We start from the raw sequence: 21,304 nt of genomic DNA on the forward strand, positions 1-21,304 counted from the left end.
CCGCGACTAGGCGAGAAGGCGTCTCCGCCGCGCGCCGAAGGTGGTGAGCGCGAGCGGCCGGGCACGGGAGTTGGTCGCCTACGAGAGGCGTAGCTTTACTCGAAGCTGCGCGCCAAACGGACAGTGAAGTCCATGCTCATGCCGAACCGTCTTGGTGCGACTGAGTTCCTATGGCACCGAGAATCTGGCGCGTGCGGGAAGAAGTGGAGGGGGATTTCGGCGCGGCTGTGTGTATTGGGGAGAGTCTGGCGCGTGCCGGAAGATACGCGGTGTGGATGGCCGCGTGGTGCGGTGGAGTTCCGGGCGCAAGTAGGGGAGACTTGGCATCATGGCAAGAAACGGCAGGTCATATCGCAGGGGACCGGTACTATTGCGGGGGCCCCTGATTCCATCGACGACGACGGATGCGCGGTTGCTGGCGCCGGAGCAGGACTCCGAATGGGTACATCAGGACCCGTGGCGGGTGATGCGCATCCAGGCAGAGTTCGTGGAGGGTTTCAGCGCGTTGGCGGGTTTGGGCCCGGCGATTTCGGTCTTCGGATCAGCGCGGACGGCCAGAGAAGATCCGAGCTACCGGAAGGCGGAGCGCATAGCGCGTTTGCTCGTTGACGAGGACTTCAGCGTAATCACCGGCGGAGGCCCCGGCATTATGGAGGCCGCCAACAAAGGCGCCCGTGAGGCCGGTGGCACGTCTGTTGGCCTGGGGATTGAACTGCCGTTTGAACAGGGGATCAACGACTATGTCAACCTGGCTATCTCCTTCCGCTACTTCTTTGTGCGAAAGATGATGTTCCTGAAGTACTCCTTGGGATTCATCGCATTGCCGGGAGGATTCGGAACCCTGGACGAGCTTTTCGAAGCGCTGACGCTGGTACAGACCCAAAAGGTCTCATCCTTCCCAATTATCCTTGTGGGACGCGACTACTGGCACGGTCTGGTTGAGTGGATTGAGGGCACCATGGTGTCTGCGGGCACGATCTCCGCGACAGATGTCGACCTGTTCACGCTGGTTGATAGCGAGGAGGAAGCCGTGGATGCAATTCGCCATGGTATCCATCGCCTGGCAGATGAACGCCGTGCGCAGGCGGATGCGGCTACCCGCGGTGATATCTGACCTCGGCCGGGGACATCTGCCCTTACTACGGGTAGAATGAAGGCGTTGACGGTTCCTGCCGTTGACGGGAAGGAAGCACCATGGCAGCCATGAAGCCACGTACTGGCGACGGTCCGCTGGAAGTTGAACGCGAGGGACGGGGAATCGTTGTCCGCGTGCCCGTTGACGGGGGTGGTCGGCTCGTCCTCGAGCTGAATGACGAGGAGGCGGCCAGCCTCAAAGAGGCTCTGGCAGACATCGAACGCTAAGACGCAGCAAGGATGTGGTGGGAAGCGCTCCTGGAGTGTTTCCCACCATTTTCCTATTGGTTGAAGCCTTCCCGGTCTATTGGTTGGAGGCTTCCCGGAAGTATCTGGCGAATATCCCTACTGGCGCACCGTTGTCAGCAGCAGACCCTCTCCAATCGGCACCAGGGCAGTGCGCAGCTCCGTTGAAGCCAGTAAGTCGCGACCGAGATTACGTACGGCGACGACGTCCTCTTCCCGCCGGGCAGGATCCGCGACTCGGCCTCCCATCAGTGCTCGTGCCACCACCAACAGGCCACCCGGGCGCAGTATCCGCAGTGCTTCGACCGCGTCGCCCGGAACCTCCAGCGGATCGCCATCAAGAAGTACAAGGTCATAAGAGGCCGAGGCGAGGCGAGGCAAGATATCCGCGCTCCGCCCATTGATTAGGCGTGTGCGGCCCGCCCGCACGCCAGCGCGCGAAAACGCTTCCCGCGCGGCATGCTGAGCTTCTGATTCAATGTCGATTGTGGTCAGAGAGAGGTCAGGGGAGGCAGCGAGCAGGTACAGGCCTGATACGCCTGTACCCGTGCCCACCTCGACGGCGTTGTGGACGTGCGCTGTAGCCGCGAGAACCTCAAGGAAAGCGCCCGTGGCCGGGCTGAGAGCGCTGAAACCGAATTCAGAGGCGAGGTACCGGGCGGCGGCGGTGATGTCATCCTCAATGCGTACACTTTCCGCATACGCCCAAGATTGCGTCTGATCTGCCGACATGGCTCTCCCTTCGCCTGTATGCCCTATGCTACTGCAGCGGCGGTGCGAAGCCGCTGCCATCGCACGTGTTTCAGCCAGTGATCGCATCCGGTGTGGCTCCCGGATTCCCGCCTCACCCCGGGATCGCCGCCTCACCCCTAGAGCGCCATGGCGCGATGTTTCTGTGCGACGGCCTCACTCACACCGGCGCGACGCCCAGGTTACGGCCGGCAAGACCACGAGACCTGTGCCCCAGTTCATCGGCAATGGAACGTAATGTCTGCTGAGCCGTGGAATCGCCGTCGCTGAGCGCCCATGGAGTGCCGCTGTCACCGGCCACTCGCATCTCAACTTCGATTGGGATCTGGCCCAGGAGTGGCACCGGATATCCGAGTTCAGCGCTCAGTTGCGCGGCCACGGTGGAGCCACCACCGGAACCGAATAGTTCATTCTTCGACCCATCGGGCATGACGAGGTAAGACATGTTTTCGATCACGCCGGCAACGTGTTGCTCGGTCTGCTTAGCGATCTGCCCAGCTCTTTCAGCGACCTCGGCGGCGGCGGCCTGCGGCGTCGTAATGATAAGGAGTTCCGACCCCGGGATCAGCTGTGCAATCGAGATGGCGACGTCGCCGGTTCCGGGCGGAAGATCCAGCAACAGGACGTCCAAATCACCCCAGTAAACATCGGCGAAGAACTGCTCCAGAGCGCGGTGCAGCATGGGACCACGCCAGATGACCGGTGAATTGTCCGGAACAAACATGCCGATCGAGATCGTCTTCACGTCGTGGGCGACGGGTGGAATGATCGTATTGTTGAGGGCCGCCGGGGGAGTATCGACGCCCAGCATGCGGGGGATAGAGAATCCGTAGATATCCGCGTCAACGAGGCCCACCTTAAGACCCTGTGCTGCCATCGTGGCGGCCAGGTTCGCGGCAATCGTTGACTTGCCTACACCGCCCTTGCCCGAAGCAATCGCGTACACGCGCGTCAGTGACCCCGGCTGTGCGAAGGGAATCGTGCGAGCCGACCCGCGCAGTTTCTCCTGCAGTGCTGAGCGCTGCTCGTCGTTCATGGCGCCGATATTGACCTTGACCGTACCGACATCCTCCAGAGCACGGACAGCGTTCTCGGTGTCTTGTTGCAGCGTATCGCGCAGCGGGCAGCCCGGGGTTGTCAGGAGCAGCGAGACGGTAACATTGCCAGCCTCGTCCACTCTAATGTCCTCAACCATGTTGAGGTCGGTGATGGGCCGACGGATTTCCGGGTCCATAACATCCTCAAGGGCGCGGCTGACGTCGTCAATGGTAACCATAGGGTTATCGTACCTGCGTACCGCGCACAAAGCTCCTGCATATCGGCGTGCATATTGACACGCACGGCACGATCAGATCGACACACCCTGAACCGTCTGCGGTGTGGGCTCCCGCCACCGATCCGTCAGTCGGAGGTCGGTACGCTGGGAGACTCCGAATGCTGATCGCGCAAATCGGCCAATTCCTGCTGAAGCTCGAGGATGCGCTGATCGCGTTCGTCCATACGTTCCTGCCGGTCGCGATCGTATTCCTCCAGCACGTCACGCAACTCTGAGCGCACGAAGTCACGTGTGGCGACGTCTCCCAAGGCCAAGCGCAAAGACGCAATTTCACGGGTCAGGTATTCGGTATCGGCCAGATTGCGTTCAGCGCGCTGGCGATCCTGCTCCGCGATGACGCGGTCGCGGTCATCTTGGCGATTCTGCGCGAGTAGAATCAGCGGCGCCGAGTAGGAGGCCTGTGTAGAGAAGGCGAGGTTGAGCAGGATGAAGGGGTACGGATCCCAGGCGTAATTCTGAGCTAGTTTGTACAGCACAATATTCGCCGTAATCCAGGCGACGACGAAGATCGTCATATAGAGGATAAAACGCGGACTGCCCATGAACCGGGCGGTTGCCTCCGCGAAGCGCCCAAAACCGTCCGAATCGTGGCGCCGCCGGAAAGGAAGACGGCGACGGCTCTTATCCAGGGGCTTGTCGAAGTCAGCCATGCTGTGCCTCCATCGCTTCGTCCGTTGTCTCGTCGTCGGCGTCGCGCCAATCATCGGGTAAGAGGTGATCGAGGACGTCGTCCACCGAGACCGCCCCTAGCAGGAGCCCCTCATCAACCACCGGCAGTGCAGTCAGGTTGTAGGTCGCCAGCAGCCTGGTGATTGTTCCCAGGCCCTCTGTGGGCGCAATACCTTCTATATCGGTGTCGAGTATGTTGCCGATCAAGGTCGAGGGTGGCTCGCGTAAGGCGCGCTGGATATGAACAACTCCGAGGAAACGCCCGGTCGGAGTCTCCAGGGGTGGGCGGCAGACGAACAGGATCGCCGCGAGGGCGGGAGGGATGTCGACGCGTCGTGCCGACGCCAATGCCTGTGCGATCGTCGCCTCCGGGGGTAGCACAATTGGCTCCGTCGTCATCATGCCACCTGCCGTTCGTTCCTCGTAAACGAGCAAACGGCGGATATCGTCCGCCTCGCCCGGTTCCATGCGGTCGAGTAGCTGGGCAGCTTGGTCGGTGGGAAGCTCGGCAACCAGATCGGCGGCGTCGTCTGGCTGCATAACGTCCAGCACGTCGGCTGCACGCTCCACATCCAAGGAGGAGAGGATTGTAACTCGGTCTTCGTCGCCGAGTTCCTCCAGCACGTCCGCCAGGCGCTCGTCAGTCAACTGGTTGGCCACCGCCTGTCGACGATCCTCTGGGAGGTCTCGCAGCATGTCGGCGACGTCGGCGGCCTTCAGTCCTGAAATCTGCGCCAGGATGGCGTCGGCCCCCTGATCGGCAGCGGGATTCGTCAGGCCGCTAACATCGCGTACGGGAACGATCAGAGAACGGTGCCCACCCACGGCGTGTTTGGATGTGCGCACATAGAGGGTCGTCAGCCGCCACTCGCGGCCGCGAACCTTCTCGATTGCGGCATCGACGACGGCGGCTTCCTCACCGGTCTCACGCAGTCGCACGTTCCGATCCAGCAGTTGCGCCATCACGAGAGTTTCAACCGGACGTTGCGCGAAACGCCGCATGTTGACCAGGCCGGTGGTGATGACCTGGCCGTTATCGATGGAGGTGACACGGGTCAAGGGTAGGAAAACGCGGCGTTTTCCCGCCACTTCCACAACGAGCCCGACGGCCAGCGGTTCGCCTTTGAGACGGAACAGGACGACGACGTCATAGACAGTGCCGACCTTGTCTCCTATTGGGTCGAATACCGGAGTACCGGCTAGACGGGCGACAAAGACGCGGTTCGACGAGCTCATATCATCACCTACTTACTCTTCCAAGATGCGGGCCATCCAGGCTTCCACGTCGGCGATTTCACGTGGTATTGCCTCTGATATCCTTTCAACCCCGTGTGGGGTGACGAGAATATCATCCTCAATGCGCACGCCTATGCCCCGGAAACGCTCGGGACCTTTAGATCGTCCTCGCGGAAGTATAGACCAGGTTCAATAGTAAAGATCATGCCCGGTTCAAGGACGGCATCCACGTACATTTCGCGCCGAGCTTGTGCACAATCGTGGACGTCAATGCCGAGGTGGTGGGATGTTCCGTGCGGCATCCAGCGTCGGTGGAACTGCCCGTCGGGTGCCAGGGATTCGGCAGCCGTTCCCGGTAGCATTCCCCATGCTTCCAGGCGCGCGGCAATGACCTCCATGGCGGCATTATGTACATCGCGGAAACGGCACCCCGGCTTGGCCGCCTCCTCCAGGGCGCGATTGGCGGCGTCGAGAACTGCCTGATAGACCTCCGCCTGCGCATCGGTAAAAGTACCGGAGATCGGCAGAGTGCGCGTGATATCGGCGGTGTAGAGAGAATCGATTTCCACGCCGGCGTCGACCAAAATGAGCTGGCCGGGAATCACCGGTCCGTCGTTGTCGATGAAGTGAAGCGTATTGGCGTGGTTGCCCGCTGCGGCAATGGTGTCATAGCCCAGGCCGTTGCCTTCTTCACGGGCCTTGGCGCCGAAGGCCCCTTCGACAACTCTCTCGCCGCGCCAATGCGTTATTGCACGGGGTAAAGAGGCAATGATGGAGTCGAAGCCCTCGTGGGTGGCCTGAACAGCGTGGCGCATCTGCTCGATTTCCCAGTCGTCCTTGACCAGACGTATCTCCGAACACGCCTCCGCCAGTTCGGCATCGTCCTGGCTGCTCGCGTGCGCGATATCGGCCTTTTCGCGTAACTCAGCCACTTGCGCCTCAATGGCGGCATCTGACTGTGGGATTACGCGCAGTCCCACTTGGCCCGGTCCCAGATCCTTAGCGAGAGCATCGGGAAGATTATCGATCGAGTCGCAATGCAGGCCGGTCAGCGCTTCCATGTCGGCCAGGGAGGGGCGAGCTCCCACCCAAAACTCACCGTAACGGGAATTGGCGTAGAACTCCTCCGAGGAGCGAGATGCCCGCGGGTGGAAGTACAACGTGGCCTCGTGGCCGGTGGGGGTTGGATTGAGCACCAGCACGGCGTCGGGTTCCAGTTCACCGCCCAGGCCGGTCAAATGTGCGAAGGCCGAATGTGCCCGGAAGCGGTAGACATTGTCGTTATTGCGCACATGATAGGTTCCCGCCGGAATGACGAGGCGTTCGCCGGGAAAACGGTCTGATAGCTTCTCCCGGCGGGCAGGAGTAACATCGGCAACCCTGCTGCGGGAGGGCGAAGAGGGCCGCGGTCCCCAGTCGGTTCCCATGAATGCTCGGAACTGCTCATTATGTGGTTGTCGAGAGCGGTTATCACCGCGTTCACTCAGCGACTGCTTCTTCTCATCATTGGCCATGCGGACATTCTCGCACCTGCGTCGGAAGAGTCCCAAGCGCACGGCCTGGCGTCACGCGCTGGGACCGTTCCCGCACGCCGCCGTAACCGCGAGCTCACGGGGGAGAAGAAGTGGTTCACCTCATGATGAGACAGGTCTTGTCCACACGCCCTGAACAGCAGTAAGGTAAGGCTGACGAGCCCTCACGGACGTAGTCAGTCGTGACGCCTTTGCGTCGCTCGCATACCAGAAATAAGGAGAGGCCTATGCGCCGCACACACTCGCTACTCGCACTTCCAGCAGTCGTGGCACTTGCCCTTGCTGGGTGCTCAAGTTCGGACTCGAATACCTCGGAGACAACAACATCCGCCGCCACCGATCAGACAACCACGCCGCAGGACGCCGCTGAAGCGTTTCCGGTCACCGTGACCCACAGCGCCGGTGAAACGACCATCGAGAGCCAGCCGGAGAACGTCGCCGTTCTCGACTTCGGAGCTCTTGACACCCTTGACACTCTGGGTTTTGAAGGCGTGACCGCACTGCCGCGATCATCAACAGTGCCGTCGTTCCTATCCGATTACGACAGTGACGACTACACCGATCTCGGCACCATTGTGGAACCGGATGTGGAAACCATCGCCACGGTGGGTCCGGATCTCGTGATTACCGGCGGACGTACGTCCTCCATGTACGACGATCTTTCCCAGAACTTCACCACTGTCGATGCCACACTCGATTATTCGGACTACGTCGAAGGCGTCAAGCGCGATATCGAGATTGTTGCCGAGTCGGTGGGCATGGGTGACCAGGCCACCAAGCTGACCACCGCGATTGACGACAAGGTTTCCGAGCTTCAGCAGGCTGCCGAAGATGCCGGAATTGAAGGAAAGACTGGTGTGTTCCTGCTGGTCACCGGCGGAAATGTGACTGCATTCGGTCCGGGCTCGCGTTTCGGATACGTCTATGACCTCACCGGTGTGGAGTACGCCTTGAGCGACGCCGACACCGCGCAAGCCGACGACAGCCACGGCGCCGAGGTCTCCTTCGAGACCATTGCGCAGGCAAACCCCGATTACATCTGGGTGTTGGACCGTGACGCCGTCGTCGGTTCTCGCGATGGCGGCGAAGCGACGTCCGCGCAAGAGGTCCTAAACAACGATTTCGTCAACGGTACTTCTGCTGCACAAAACGACACGATCACCTACGTTACGCCGGAACGCTGGTATCTGGTCATGCAGGGTGCATCGAATTTCCCGGCGATGTTGGATGAGCTCTCCGCAAGCCTGTGACCGCTGCGGATAATGCTCATATTCGGCATCGGACCCAGCCGTTGCGCCTGATTGCGGCGGCTGGGTTCGGTGTGTTGGTCGTCGTATCGCTCGCCACCGGCAATGCTGATTTGCGCCTCGGCGATGTCGTGACGGGGCAGATAAGCGACGAGCAGCTCCACGTCCTGCTTGGTTCACGTGTGCCACGTACCGCTGCGATTGTCCTGGCCGGTGCGTCGCTCTCGGTAGCCGGAGTGATTATGCAGCTACTTGTGCGTAATCGCTTTGTCGAGCCTTCCACAACGGGTACGAGCGAGTCTGCCGCCCTGGGCTTGCTTCTCGCTGCAGTGTTGGTGCCACAGATGCCCGTGCTTGGGCGACTCAGTCTGGCTCTTATTGGGGCGATGGTTGGCACCGGGCTCTACCTGTTGATCCTGCGCCGCATACCGCTGCATGACGCCATTTTGCCGCCACTGATCGGCCTGATCTTCTCCGGCATCATAAGCGCCGTCGCATCGGTACTCGCCTACCGGCTCGATCTACTGCCATCGTTAACGCAATGGACGGTCGGCCGTTTCACGGGGATTATCGAGGGACGCTGGGAGACGCTGCTGCTAGCGGCGGTGGCACTTGTTTACGCATATGTTGCCGCCGACCGCTTGACCATTGCCGGACTGGGAGAAGGTCTCAGCTCTTCCTTGGGGCTTAACTACCGGCGCACACTAGCCACCGGAATAGGAGCCGTGTCGCTGGTGTCTGCGGTGGTGGTAGTGACCTGTGGCTCGCTGCCCTTCCTGGGGCTGGTCGTTCCCAATATTGTCAGTCGGTTCGTCGGTGATCGTCTGCGAAGGTCATTGCCGTGGGTGGCTTTAGCAGGTGCGGCATTCCTTCTACTTTGCGACATTTTCGCGCGTACAGTTGTGGCTCCTGCGGAGATTCCCATCGGCGTCGTCGTCGGGGTCGTCGGCGGCGTGTTGTTCATCGTGCTTCTCCTGCGTAGCGAGGAGCGCATATGAGCGAGCGCAGGGTGTCCCCGCGCAAACAGAAGGAACCGCAACCGCGCACTGCTCGGGTATTGGAGGGGGAGTCGTCGCGCAGACAGCAAGAATCGCCCTTGCGGCGCGTTCGGCTCACAAAGCGCGCGGCACCGCTCGACACGCGGCACAGCAGTGAGCATACCCGGTCACGGCGTCATCGCCCGGCCTATTACCTGTGCAAACCGGCCGTGCGCCTGACCATAATGGTGTGTTGCGCGCTTGCCTGTGTAACTATCTTCTTCTTGGCCGGTCTGGATCTGGGCAATCTGAACCTTCTCGTCCTGCGCATGAGAGCCACGCGAGTGGCAGCGCTTGTTCTGGTGGGCGTGGCCGTATCCATCTCCACGGTTGCCTTTCAAACAATTGCCGAGAACCGTATTCTCACCCCATCCATCATGGGCTTCGACGCCCTGTATGCGGTGGTGCAGACAACAATTATCTTCTTGTTTGGCACCGCCTATACGCAGCATGTGGGAGTACTGGCGCAGTTCGCTCTGTCCGGCGGGATAATGGTGGTGTTCGCTGTAGCGCTGTTCACCTCCATGATGCGGCGGCCCATCCAACTGATGATTCTCATCGGGATCGTGCTGGGAACCATGCTTCGGTCTGTTTCCACGCTTTTGCAGTCGATTATGGAACCGAACTCGCTGACCGTATTACAGGCGCAGCTCTTCGCCTCGTTCGGGTCAGTCGACTCCCGCCTGCTGGGCGTGTCTACCATTATCATCTGTGCCCTGGGGTGCGACCTGCTACGGCGCTCGCGTGTCCTGGACGTGCTGACACTGGGGCGTGAGCACGCGATATCGCTCGGCCTGCCCTACCGGCGGGCGCTCTTCGGCATCCTCGTCGACGTCGCTGTTCTGGTGGCGACAGCGACGGCATTGGTAGGACCGGTCACCTTCTTCGGCCTTCTCGTCTCCGCTTTGGCGTACCGCCTCACCGGTAGCGCCAGGCATACCTGGGTTCTGCCCGCCGCCGCTTGCATCGCCGTGATCTGCCTAGTTGGCGGGCAGGCCATCCTTGAATTCGAACTGGGGATGAATGGTGTGCTCTCCGGTGTTATCGAGTTCGTCGGAGGCATCGTCTTCATCCTTCTTATCCTGTCGCACAGAAAGAGGCTCTCATGATCCGCCTGCACGGTCTGACGAAGAAGTATGGTGGGCTGGCAGTCGTGGATAACGTATCGCTTGCTTTTCCCACCGGTGGCATTACCTCGCTAATAGGTGCCAATGGTGCCGGGAAGTCAACACTTCTTCACATGGCATCTCGGCTCGTGACGCCGGACACGGGGAGGGTGGAGCTGGACGGACGGGACATCCGCTCCCTGGACTCCATGCGGGTGGCGCGTCATTTGGCAATTCTGCGACAGGTCAACACCATCACCGCTCGGCTGCGTGTACGCGAACTGGTCGAATTCGGGCGCTACCCGTACTCGCGTGGGCGCCTCACCGGCGAAGACCGGGAGGCGGTGGCTCTCGCCATGCACCAGATGAACCTCGAGCATCTGGCGGGACGCTTCCTCGAGCAGCTATCCGGTGGTGAGAGGCAGCGCGCCTTCGTCGCCATGGTTCTGGCGCAGGAGACCGACTACTTACTCCTGGATGAACCGTTGAACAACCTGGATCTGAAACATTCGGTTGACATGATGAACGCTTTGCGGAAAGTAGCCGGTGAACTTGACCGTACGGTTCTGATTGTCGTGCACGACATCAATATCGCCTCCGCCTACTCCGACCGTATCGTGGCGATGAAGGACGGCCGTGTGGTGGCGGACGGCGCGCCCGACGACGTCGTCAATCCGGAGCAGCTGGCCGAGATCTACGGCATCGATGCAGAGGTGCACGATATTGACGGCATGCGCCTGGCCATGTACTACCGTTAGGCGCCCCGGCCCCGTGGTGCCGTACCCTGGAGTATGCGCATTGATCCACACACGCACTCCACCGCCTCTGATGGCACCGAGACACCGGCGCAGCTCATGATGCGCGCACGCCACGCCGCACTTGATATGGTCGGTTTGACGGACCACGACACTACTGCGGGTTGGAGCGAAGCGGCTGCCGCCGTGCTGCGCACCGGTGTCGGCCTGCTGCGCGGCATGGAGTTTTCCGCGCGTTATCACGGTATCTCTATACACATCCTCGGGCTTCTTTTCGACGACGCCGACGCCGACATCAGGCAGCACTGCCGGAGAGTGCGTGAATCACGGGTGGGACGTGCTCGGGCGATGGTGGAGCGCCTAGCGGAGGACGTCCCCGTTAGTTGGGAAGACGTTGTAGCGCAGGTCAGCGGCAATGCGACCATCGGCAGGCCGCATATCGCCGATGCCCTGGTGGCGCGTGGCGTGGTGAGTAGCCGTGCGGAGGCCTTTGACAGGTTCCTTAATCCTCGTTCTCCCTACTACGTGCCGCACTATGCTCCAGCCGCCACCGATGTGATCCGCTGGGTGAAAAACGCTGGGGGAGAGACGGTATTCGCGCATCCGCGGGCACCGGGACGGGGAAGAGTAGTGCCCTGGGAGGCATTCGACGAGCTGGCGCAGGCGGGACTATTCGGGGTGGAGATTGATCACCGTGACAACACGGCGGAATCGATTCCGCAGCTGGAGCAGATGGTGCGTCACCTCCACCTCGCGCGATTCGGCGCGAGTGACTACCATGGTGCGGGCAAGCCCAACCGTCTGGGCGAACGTACTACATCGCCAGCGGTTATCGAAGCTCTAACCGAGCGCTGTCTGCTGGAGGTTATACATCCGTGACCGGATTCGACGTGACGCTGTTCGTCTCAACGTTCACCACCCTGTTCGTCATCGCGGACCCCTTCGGTAATCTCCCGGTGTTCATCGCCCTGACCTCGCGGATGACGCCGCGCGAACGCAGAACCGCCGCCTGGCAGGCGACGATGACCTCATTCGTCGTCCTGTCCGTGTTCGGCCTCTTCGGCAACTACATTCTCGACGTACTTCATCTCTCCGTGGAAGCGGTCCAGCTCTCCGGTGGGTTGCTTCTGCTACTTGTGGCACTTCAGCTGTTGACGGGGCACGAGGACGATCCGGGCGAACCCGGATCGGTTAACGTTGCCCTCGTGCCGCTGGGGGTGCCGTTGCTGGCCGGTCCTGGCTCAATTGTGGCGGTGATGATGGCCGCCCAACAGTCGGGAAAGACGAGCGGCGGTATATGGGCGGTTGTCGTGGCGATGGTTTTGGTGCACCTCGTTGAGTGGGTCACCATGTACTTCGGCAATCCGTTACATCGACTGCTGGGGGAAGGTGGCACGATGTTCCTGGTGCGTATCTCGGGCATGCTCCTGGCGGCCATTGCCACACAACTGATGATCGACGCGGTGTTGACCATCGTTGCTGCCGCGTAGGGGAATGCCGTAGACGCCGTAGAGGAGTCCCCACCGCCGCCTCGGGCCGCTTGTCGTAGCAGAGATCACCCGTCGCAGAGGCACTCGCTGTACTAGATCACTCTCCGTCCTGGGAACGATGAATACGGCGACGCTTGCGTTCGCGGCGGGGTGCCGCCTGCGGATTATCCTCAATGGCGGAACGCGGCTGCGCCTGCCGCTGGATGGAGCTGTCGGTGGTCTTCGTTCTGCGGCGTTGCCGTGCCCGCGATGATTTTCTGCTTTCCCGTTCACCGGAGCTCCGCGTCGCGCGGGAACGTCCCCGTTTGGCTGCATTCCGGCCGCGCCCCGCTCCCGGTCCACCAAGATCCTCAATGTATTCCGCATCCAACCCGGCGCGCACCCGCTTTGACGTGGGTAGCTTTCCGCCGACGTCACGAGGGATTCCTAGGTCGGAGTACAGGTGGTCCGAGGTGTGGTAAGTCTCGACGGGGTCGGCTTGCCCCAGATTCAGAAGGCGATTGATTACCGCCCAGCGCGGAAGATCCTCCCAATCCACGAAGGTGACGGCCGTTCCGGAATGGCCGGCGCGCCCCGTTCGGCCAATGCGGTGAATATAGGTCTTTTCGTCCTCGGGGCACTGATAGTTGATGACGTGGGTGACGTTATCAACATCAATACCGCGTGCTGCGACGTCGGTGGCGACAAGAACATCTACCTTGCCATTGCGGAAGGCACGCAGTGCCTGTTCGCGCGCGCCCTGCCCGAGATCGCCATGCAGTGCACCGGCGGCGAAGCCGCGCTCGGTAAGATCGTCGGCGAGTTTGGCAGCGGCGCGTTTCGTCCGGGTGAAGATAATCGTCAGGCCGCGATCTTCCGCCTGCAGGATTCGCGCGACGACCTCCACCTTATTCAAGGCGTGGCATCGATACACCACTTGCCGCGTGTCCTTGACGGTGGCACTGGTGTCCTCGGGATCCTGCACGTGAATATGCGTGGGCCTATCCATGTACCGGCGCGCCATGGCAACAACCGGTGCCGGCATCGTCGCTGAGAAAAGCATTGTGTGGCGGTTGCCGGGCGTGGCAGAGAGGATTGTTTCCACGTCTTCCAGGAAACCGAGGTCGAGCATCTCATCGGCCTCGTCGAGTACGAGGGTTCGCACTCGCGAGAGATTGAGGACGCGATGTCGCATGAGGTCGATGATTCTCCCCGGTGTGCCGACAACGATTTCTGCGCCCTCGAGCAGAGCGACCTGCTGTGGTTCGTATGCGCGTCCGCCGTAGAGTTCTACAATCCGCACGGAGCGCCGCGCAGCCGCGTCGGAGAGTTCACCGGCGACTTGCTTGGCCAGTTCGCGAGTGGGCAGCACTACGAGGCCCTGCGGTTTGCCACGTTCTGATTGCGGGATTTTCTCCCATCCCTCTTCTCCGGGGCCGCTGGTGTTCTCAATCATGGGAATGCCGAAGCCGAGCGTCTTACCTGTGCCCGTCTTCGCCTGACCGATGATGTCGGCACGCCGAAGCGCAACCGGTAGCGTCAAGGCCTGAATGGGGAAGGGGGAAACAATGCCTTTGTCGGCGAGCGCCTCGACGATCACCTGGGATACGCCCAGTTCGGCAAAAGAGGCGGTTTCGGTCGCGGTAGACGTTCCGCTGATCTCTGCGCGCGGCTCGTTCGCGGCCGGTACCCGAGCAGCTGAGGAGTCGATGACGCCCGAGCTGGAACTCATGCAGTTTTCCTTTCTCGCACGAAGCCGATGGCTTCGCTGCTGCGGCAGCCGATCGCGAGAAAACAATTCATGACACGTGACGATCGGTCAGCCCTCGATTCTTTTTCGCTGTCCATCTTAAGGTTTCGGAGGGATAAACGGTACGTGGCGGGCGATATGTCGTCCGAGTCGCATCGCTACTGCTGCTGATACTCAGGTAAGGCACAGATCTCGCTCAAGGCGTCGGATTGTAACCTGTGTTTTTTCTTCGCGCAATGGGTATTGATACCCATGCGATTGTCTTGCCGTCGGAGAAATCGCCTTGTAGTATTGCTTCTCGTTAATTCTCCCAACACGTCGAGAAAAACACCGCATAAATCCATAGAAAATCGTTATTCCAGGACGGTGGGATCATGCACTATTCGCCAATCATGCCCGGCTTGGGTCTTCTTGCGGCAGCCAAGGTTCTTCCTTTGAGTACGGGGCTTGGCTCTGTGGCTCGGACTTGCTTCAACGTTGCGGGCATACTTTTTCTGCTCCTTGCTGCACTCCTGATCGTGCTGGATACAATCGGGCGCCTGCACGACATCCGAGCGTCCCTAAACGGAGTGAGTGGTAGGCGGCCGTCCACGGCCTACGGGTACCAAGACTCAGCTGTCCCCTCCATCTGGGCTCCGCCCGCCGCCTGAGGTGTGCGAGTGATGATGCACGCACAAGGCGTGATACGGCTCGCGGCGGGTGGGTCGAGCAGTGTGATTGACACCATCGGATGGTGGGGCGCGGTCGCGATGATCGGCACGGCCATCGCCTACGGCATGACGCTTCTCTTTTTCTCCTACCGAGCCCCGCGGTCACGCCGCAGGGCGCACGAGGCGGCGCTCCGCATGATCGATGGCCTGGAGAATGCTGATCAGATGGGATATCCCACCATGGTGGTCCTCGTTCCCTGTCTGAACGAGGCGACTGTCATTGAGGCGAGTATCCGCCGCCTTCTCGCCATACCGACACGCCAGCTCGATATCGTGGTAATTGACGATGCTTCAGATGACACAACCGCAGCGGTGCTGGATTCGATTCAGGATCCGCGCGTCACTGTGTTGCATCGGATCCCCCCATTCGCCCGACGCGGCAAGGGCGATGCTCTCAACGATGCCCTACGCCACGTTCGCCGACGCTACCGCGACCAGCCCGCCGAGGGCGTCGTCGTCGGCGTCGTCGATGCGGATGGACGACTCGATCCGGAGGGCATTACAACAGCGCGGTTGGCATTCTTGGATCCGAAGGTTGGAGCTGTGCAACTCGGCGTACGGATCAACAACCGGTTCCATTCCTTGCTTGCACGTATGCAGGACATGGAATTCGTCATCTTCACGGAGATCTTCCAGAAGGGGAGGCGGCATCTGGGCAGTGTAGGGATGGGTGGCAATGGCCAATTTGTGCGGCTGTCTGCCCTCAACTCTCTGGGCGAGCGGCCGTGGTCGGATTCATTGACCGAGGACTTCGACCTGGGAATTCGGCTGAACGCCAGTGGCTGGACGAATGAGTTCTCCGCCGAGGCCGTTGTGCACCAACAGGGTGTGACCCGACTGCGGCGCTTGGTACGTCAACGAGCTCGCTGGTTCCAGGGCAACCTGCAAGCCAGCCGCCTGATTGGGCATACCGTGCGCGAGCAGCACGGCAGAACCCGGACCGACTCCCTATACCAGATGCTGTCACCCTACCTGGTACTTGCCACATCGCTGTTGACCGCGTCCTTCGTCGTCGCATTGGTCGCAGTCGTACTTGCCGGTTCCGAGGGCGGGGAACGGAACTGGATGTGGTTGCTACTTGCGTACGTGCTCGCTTTCGGACCGGCTCTGATCTATGGCATTCGGTACTGGAGAGTCGAGAAGAAGAACGGCTTCGGTTTCTTTCGCGGACTGCTCTATTCTCATCTCTATGTTCTCTATAGCATGCTTGGTTATATCGTGGGATGGTGGGCCATGCTGCGGATGGTGTTCGGGTATACCGGCTGGCAGAAGACCAAGCGTGAGTCGGAGTCGCATGAAGCCATCGTCGGGACGGGTGCTGAAATTAAGGTTCATCCGGCGTGAAGCGACGCGGTGGGCGTTATCAGATTATCGCGACATTACTGGCGGCGTTAGTGGGATGCACGATAGGAATCGTGGTGTTTCGTTCAGTTCCTGATAGGTGTCCGGGCTGGGGCGTCGTCTACGACGGCTACGGTAGGGTGACATGCGAGAGCGGGACTATCCATCTTGTGCCTGCCCCCGCCACGCATGATGACGAGACGCATTCGGCGCTTCTAGTGGAAAATGGCGCCATCGGCACCGCGAATTCGGATCCACGCGCCATTGGAGCGAAGGTCACCACGAACAAACAGCTACGGCAGGGCGACGCGAATTCGTGGGAGGTGGGTTGGTTCGTATGGGGTTACGAGGATCCGCAGCACTTCTACGCGCTACTTCTCAAACCGAACGGGTGGGAGATAACGAAACGCGACCCGCAGTATGAGGGCGGGCAGCGTTTTCTTGCGACGGGGGAAGATCCCTCTTTCAAGATCGGTACCACGCACACGATCGTGATAACTGGTAACGGGAAGGATGGAGATTTCACAGTCCGGGTGGATGGCAAGAAGATCACCAGGATCAGTGACACGGAACGTCCGTATTCGCTAGGTGTCGTCGCACTGTACGCGGAGGATGCGGATGTCACCTTCTCGGACATATGGGCCACCTACTCAACGTCGGAAACAGCTCCGGAAAGGTAGCTATTAAGGAACGGTAAATTGATGTGTCACCGTTGCGGGGGCGGCAAATGCGGCGGTGGAGACCAGGGCAGGCAACGCATTGGCCCTGTACTCGTTATTGGGCGCACAAGCGGGTACTGGCATAACAAAGGAAAGGACAATGGAAAGAGCGGAAGATACCGCTGTACGGGGTACTGCCGAACGACAGGTATCCGCAACCCCGCTGCGCGTCATGCTGGTGTACGGCACCCGCCCCGAGGCGATTAAGATGGCGCCTCTGGCTCTGGCGATGGACAAGAGCCCGCAATTCGAACCAATATGTGTGGTTACGGGACAGCACCGTGAGATGTTAGATCAGGTTAACGCCTTCTTTGGCATTACTCCTGATAGTGATCTCGGTATTCATCGGCCCGGTCAGACCTTGACACAGGTGACAACTGGAACTCTGGAAGGGGTTGGCGGCGTACTTGACTCGCTCGCACCGGATGCGGTGATGGTTCAGGGCGACACAACGTCCGCTTTTGCGGCCGGATTGGCTGCCTTCTATCGCAATATCCCGCTCTTTCATGTCGAGGCTGGGCTGCGTACCGGTAACTTGCGTTCTCCGTTCCCCGAGGAGGGTAACCGGCGTCTACTCGGACAGATCTCGTCAATTCATTTCCCGCCGACGGCGGGCTCGCGGGAGAATCTGCTGCGGGAGAATGTCAGCCCCATGCAGATGCATGTTACCGGAAATACGGTGATCGATGCTCTCCATTTGGCGGTGCAGCGTCCGTTGCCGTCCGATGACTCTGTTCTTGATGCGCTTGTCGCGGATCGGGAACGTCGCCTCGTGTTGGTGACCGCACATCGACGCGAGTCATGGGGGGAACCGATGATAGGCATTGCCCGAGGCATAGCAACGGCGGCTCACGCAAACCCGGAGACGACCTTCATCCTGCCGGTGCACCGCAACCCGATTGTACGAGGTGCGCTTCTACCCGTCGTCGAGAAGATCGACAATGTTCTTGTCACGGAACCGCTTGAATACGGTGCCTTCTGCACGGTAATGAACCGGGCGGAGCTCGTGGTGACCGATTCCGGGGGTATCCAGGAGGAAGCGCCGGCTCTTTCCAAGCCGGTACTCGTGCTGCGCGACAACACCGAACGGCCGGAGGCGATTGAGTTCGGCGTCGCGAAGTTGATCGGCACCGGGCCTGAACGAATTGCCTCTGAAATCAATACGCTGCTGCGTGATCGCGATGCCTACGCGGCAATGGCGCATGCCGTCAATCCCTATGGAGACGGGCGTGCAAGTCAGCGTATTCTCGCTGCTGCCGCGCACTATTTCGGACGCGGGGAAGCGGAGCCGGACTTTGCCCCCGGACGCTGAGCCCCATCCGAGTCGGGAATTGTCCGAGTTCAAGATGCTCCTGGGCTGACAACCGGCCGCCGAACTCACGGGTTGCTCGGACGTCTCGGTGCGTGTGCTCGAAGGTACGCGCGCTGATAGAGAGGAAAGAAACGAATGCGAAAGATGCGTGTGAGTGCGCACAAAACACCATTTGCCCTGACAAGCGCCGCACTGTGCGCCGCTCTGGTCTTGGCAACACCGGCGATGGCCGGTGAGCGAGACACCGGTGATACCAATGGTGATCTTCTGGATGTGCCGACGATGAATGTCACGGCGCCCGATCTGGATCCCACCGGTGCGCTCGAAGGGGCGCAGGAAGCGGAGGAGGGGACGTCCGAGTCGACTCTGGTCACAGATAATCCGCTCGAATCGCCTGAGGAACCCCTTGCCGCCGCCCAGAACGTACTGCCATTGGAGGCGAGCGGTGCGGAGGTCGACCTCGCGAGCGATATTGATACGTCATACACGCCCGCACCGATCCGCGATCTCGCCGCCAGTGACACGCCGGTGCCCGACTCTGCGGTGACCTTCGGTGACGCGGAGGGAGCCGCGCACGCGCTCGTACTGTATGACTCAACCGGTGACTATGCGCAGTTGGCTGAGAGCTACGCGATTGGTACGAGTACCCTCGCCACGCATTTTGGTCTGGTGACGGCTGTACCGGTGGCGGACTACACCGCGGGGCTAGCGGGCCGTTACGACGGCGTTGTGTACCTTGGATCCACCTACGATGAGCCGCTTCCGGAGGCATTCGTCTCCGATGTTCTCACTGGAGACGTTCCGGTGCTGTGGGCCGGTTTCAACATCTGGGAGTTGGCCGCCACCGATGAGAATCGCGCCGCGTTCGCCTCTCGATATGGATGGGACGCCGCGACGTCGTACATCGATTCGAGTGATGTCGTCGCCTCGATTACGTATGATGACCAGGTCCTGACTCGCGACACCGCCAATTCGGGCGGCATTATTGCGCCGCATGTAACCGACGAAGATGCCGTCACAGTGCTCGGTACTGCCACCTGCACCAGCGACGGAGTGACAGTTCAGGACTGTGCGCCAATCGCCCAGACCACCGGCAGTTCCTTCCCCTGGGCGATCCGCTCCGGAAATCTGACCTATATTGGCGAGATCCCGCTGTCCTATATGAGTGAAACGGATCGATACCTGGCGTTCTCCGACTTGCTCTGTCAGCTTCTTGCTCCCGGTGTTGTCACGGAAAAGACGGCGGCTATTCGCATCGAGGATATTAGCCCGGGAACGGACGCCGAGGAATTGGAGGAGCTCGTTGATTACCTCGTCGGTGCGGGTGTGCCATTCCAGATGGCGGTGGTGCCGTACTATGTCGACCCCACCGGCGTGTATAACAACGGTGTGCCGGAGGCGTTGACTTTCGCGGACAACCAAGAGGTGCTAGCGGTGATCCAATACGCGCAGAAACACGGTGGAACGGTGATCCAACACGGCACGACGCATCAATACGGCACGCTTAATAATCCCTACGACGCGGTGAGTACCGACGACTTCGAGTTCTACCGCTCCTACTGCACCGACACGGCCGACGGCAGCGGGGGTGCGGTGGCCTGCCAGGAGAACTCGTGGGTGCAACTGGTGGGTGCCCTGCCCGACGACAGTGCAGCATGGGCGAGCGAGCGCGCATTGATCGGGCAAACGGCATTGACCGAAGCCGGTCTGGGCGAGGTGCAGATTTGGGAGACGCCGCATTATGCCGCTACCGCCGCCAGTTACCAGGGGATTGGACAGGTGTACAACACGCGGTATGAACGCGAACTGTTCTTCCCCGGCCAGCTCAACAAGGCCATGAGTGGCGCGGCGGGTCATTTCGGTCAGTTCTTCCCCTACACGGTGACCGACATTTACGGCACGAAGATTCTTCCCGAAAATCTCGGCAACTTTGAACCGGAGGAATATAACAACCATGCGGCGCGCACCGGGCAGGACCTGGTGGAGAACGCTCGGGCGAATCTAGTTGTCGACCAGGGCAATGCCAGTTTCTTCTTCCATCCTGGCTATCCGGTGGCGGAGCTGCAGACGGCGGTAGAGGGCATACAAGGCCTGGGATACACCTTTGTTCCGGCTACCGAGTTGAACTAGCCGAGGTCTACAGAGTCGCGTGACCGAGCTGAGGAGCGGCCGAGTCCGGTGGGCGAATGGCACAGTGGTGTCCGCCTACCGGACTCGCGGATTCGTCTAGCTGGAGTGTACTCACACGTGACAGAGGGGTGGCTGTACCGCGAATGCGTGCCGCTGGTGCGGCGTCGGCAGTAGGAAGAGCGAGCGAGCAGCGCCCGCCCTTCTGCTTTCTGCTGCACGGAGTTATGTGCGCCGGTGAGGGCTCAGGCGGCGAAGGGCAGATTTTGCGGCTATGATCGCCTACCGTCATGGTTCTCTACCCGCCGTAGTAGAGATGCTAGGAAAGGGACGCCAGGAACTTGCTGCTGCGTCGCCTGTCATGGCTCTGCCTGCCCCGCCTTGCCTGCCCCGCGTTGCCTGCCTCCCGGCCGAGTCTCAGCCGGTGAAGCCGAATCCGACGCGACGGCTTTCATTGGCGGCAATCTCAACGTAGCCGATGGCATCGGCGGGGACCACAACCACCCGACCGTGCGAATCTGACAGCCGCAACGGTGTTCCGTTCTCAATTGCGGTGGCGACGGCGGCTTCGACCTCACCGGCGGAGTTTTCAACGTCAACGGAAACCTCGCGTGTGACGTTACGAATGCCGATATTGACTTCCATAGGTTCCTCGATCCCCCGGACTTCCAGGATATAGTAGTCTGCGTTTGTCGGGCGTAGGCCCGGATCTTCTATCAGCTTAGCGGGCGTGCGTGTTGGCTCCCAGCGACGGGTGCGGGTTTTTCGCGGAGCGAAATGTGTGGGAGCCTGCCGATAGAGTTGAGCATATGCGGTGCGCAAAAGGAA

18 protein-coding genes and 1 pseudogene are annotated in these 21,304 nt (G+C 60.6%); 12 read left to right on the forward strand and 7 right to left on the reverse strand.

Annotated features, from left to right (window positions below; translation table 11 throughout):
* Positions 1-328 precede the first annotated feature (328 nt).
* Together DDD63_RS04525 and DDD63_RS04530 are read left to right on the forward strand one after the other, a co-directional pair.
* Complete coding sequence (locus DDD63_RS04525; protein ID WP_108715368.1) at positions 329-1,114, forward strand: TIGR00730 family Rossman fold protein; 786 nt, start codon at positions 329-331, stop codon at positions 1,112-1,114.
* An 80-nt stretch (positions 1,115-1,194) separates the two neighbouring features.
* Positions 1,195-1,362 carry a DUF3117 domain-containing protein gene (locus DDD63_RS04530; protein ID WP_108715369.1) on the forward strand — a complete coding sequence of 56 codons (168 nt, stop codon included), beginning with the start codon at positions 1,195-1,197 and terminating at the stop codon, positions 1,360-1,362.
* Between the two features lie 117 nt (positions 1,363-1,479).
* Here DDD63_RS04530 and DDD63_RS04535 read toward each other — a convergent pair whose 3' ends face one another.
* From DDD63_RS04535 to DDD63_RS04555, 5 genes and pseudogenes are all read right to left on the reverse strand, one after another.
* Positions 1,480-2,112, reverse strand: coding sequence for a class I SAM-dependent methyltransferase (locus DDD63_RS04535; RefSeq protein WP_108715370.1), 633 nt, complete (start codon positions 2,110-2,112; stop codon positions 1,480-1,482).
* 178 nt (positions 2,113-2,290) lie between these two features.
* Positions 2,291-3,406, reverse strand: a complete 1,116-nt coding sequence (locus DDD63_RS04540) for a P-loop NTPase (protein ID WP_108715371.1) — start codon at positions 3,404-3,406, stop codon at positions 2,291-2,293.
* A 125-nt stretch (positions 3,407-3,531) separates the two neighbouring features.
* The gene (locus DDD63_RS04545; RefSeq protein ID WP_108715372.1) at positions 3,532-4,116 is read right to left on the reverse strand and encodes a DUF1003 domain-containing protein; all 585 of its coding nucleotides are present in this window, start codon (positions 4,114-4,116) and stop codon (positions 3,532-3,534) included.
* On the reverse strand, positions 4,109-5,371 hold the full coding sequence (locus DDD63_RS04550; RefSeq protein WP_108715373.1) for a CBS domain-containing protein: 1,263 nt from the start codon (positions 5,369-5,371) through the stop codon (positions 4,109-4,111). Before DDD63_RS04550 ends, DDD63_RS04545 begins: the two co-directional genes overlap by 8 nt.
* A 12-nt stretch (positions 5,372-5,383) precedes the next feature.
* Positions 5,384-6,885, reverse strand: a pseudogene (locus tag DDD63_RS04555) (aminopeptidase P N-terminal domain-containing protein).
* Between the two features lie 245 nt (positions 6,886-7,130).
* On the opposite strand from DDD63_RS04555, the gene DDD63_RS04560 reads away from it, so the two are divergent.
* From DDD63_RS04560 to DDD63_RS04585, 6 genes are read left to right on the forward strand one after another with little or no spacing between them, the layout of a single operon-like run.
* Positions 7,131-8,153 (forward strand): ABC transporter substrate-binding protein, encoded by a 1,023-nt coding sequence (locus DDD63_RS04560; protein WP_108715374.1) that lies wholly within the window; start codon positions 7,131-7,133, stop codon positions 8,151-8,153.
* On the forward strand, positions 8,150-9,148 hold the full coding sequence (locus tag DDD63_RS04565) for an iron chelate uptake ABC transporter family permease subunit (RefSeq protein ID WP_205647324.1): 999 nt from the start codon (positions 8,150-8,152) through the stop codon (positions 9,146-9,148). The genes DDD63_RS04560 and DDD63_RS04565 overlap by 4 nt, the downstream gene beginning before the upstream one ends.
* Positions 9,145-10,296, forward strand: coding sequence for an iron chelate uptake ABC transporter family permease subunit (locus tag DDD63_RS04570; protein WP_205647325.1), 1,152 nt, complete (start codon positions 9,145-9,147; stop codon positions 10,294-10,296). The genes DDD63_RS04565 and DDD63_RS04570 overlap by 4 nt, the downstream gene beginning before the upstream one ends.
* Complete coding sequence (locus tag DDD63_RS04575) at positions 10,293-11,051, forward strand: ATP-binding cassette domain-containing protein (RefSeq protein WP_108715375.1); 759 nt, start codon at positions 10,293-10,295, stop codon at positions 11,049-11,051. Before DDD63_RS04570 ends, DDD63_RS04575 begins: the two co-directional genes overlap by 4 nt.
* Positions 11,052-11,084: 33 nt before the next feature.
* Positions 11,085-11,927 carry a PHP domain-containing protein gene (locus DDD63_RS04580; protein ID WP_108715376.1) on the forward strand — a complete coding sequence of 281 codons (843 nt, stop codon included), beginning with the start codon at positions 11,085-11,087 and terminating at the stop codon, positions 11,925-11,927.
* A complete protein-coding gene (locus DDD63_RS04585) occupies positions 11,924-12,538 on the forward strand; it encodes a MarC family protein (protein ID WP_108715377.1) in 615 nt (204 codons plus the stop codon). Before DDD63_RS04580 ends, DDD63_RS04585 begins: the two co-directional genes overlap by 4 nt.
* Before the next feature lie 97 nt (positions 12,539-12,635).
* Here DDD63_RS04585 and DDD63_RS04590 read toward each other — a convergent pair whose 3' ends face one another.
* Positions 12,636-14,249, reverse strand: a complete 1,614-nt coding sequence (locus DDD63_RS04590) for a DEAD/DEAH box helicase (protein ID WP_108715378.1) — start codon at positions 14,247-14,249, stop codon at positions 12,636-12,638.
* Positions 14,250-14,929: 680 nt separating this feature from the next.
* Between DDD63_RS04590 and DDD63_RS04600 the strand changes: the two genes are divergently transcribed.
* The 4 genes from DDD63_RS04600 to DDD63_RS04615 all read left to right on the forward strand — a co-directional run bounded on the left by DDD63_RS04600 (position 14,930) and on the right by DDD63_RS04615 (position 20,479).
* Positions 14,930-16,321: a glycosyltransferase family 2 protein gene (locus tag DDD63_RS04600; RefSeq protein WP_240611430.1), complete on the forward strand. Its 1,392-nt coding sequence runs from the start codon at positions 14,930-14,932 to the stop codon at positions 16,319-16,321.
* Positions 16,318-16,998, forward strand: coding sequence for a hypothetical protein (locus DDD63_RS04605; RefSeq protein ID WP_125482437.1), 681 nt, complete (start codon positions 16,318-16,320; stop codon positions 16,996-16,998). Before DDD63_RS04600 ends, DDD63_RS04605 begins: the two co-directional genes overlap by 4 nt.
* 211 nt (positions 16,999-17,209) lie before the next feature.
* Positions 17,210-18,349: a UDP-N-acetylglucosamine 2-epimerase (non-hydrolyzing) gene (gene wecB, locus DDD63_RS04610; protein ID WP_108716652.1), complete on the forward strand. Its 1,140-nt coding sequence runs from the start codon at positions 17,210-17,212 to the stop codon at positions 18,347-18,349.
* A gap of 135 nt (positions 18,350-18,484) precedes the next feature.
* Positions 18,485-20,479, forward strand: a complete 1,995-nt coding sequence (locus DDD63_RS04615; protein ID WP_108715381.1) for a DUF2334 domain-containing protein — start codon at positions 18,485-18,487, stop codon at positions 20,477-20,479.
* A 414-nt stretch (positions 20,480-20,893) separates the two neighbouring features.
* Here the strand turns inward: DDD63_RS04615 and DDD63_RS04620 are convergent, their stop codons facing one another.
* The gene (locus DDD63_RS04620; RefSeq protein ID WP_108715382.1) at positions 20,894-21,121 is read right to left on the reverse strand and encodes a DUF3107 domain-containing protein; all 228 of its coding nucleotides are present in this window, start codon (positions 21,119-21,121) and stop codon (positions 20,894-20,896) included.
* Positions 21,122-21,304: the final 183 nt, after the last annotated feature.

Source organism: Actinobaculum sp. 313 (genome assembly GCF_003073475.1).
Taxonomy (GTDB): Bacteria; Actinomycetota; Actinomycetes; order Actinomycetales; family Actinomycetaceae; genus Asp313.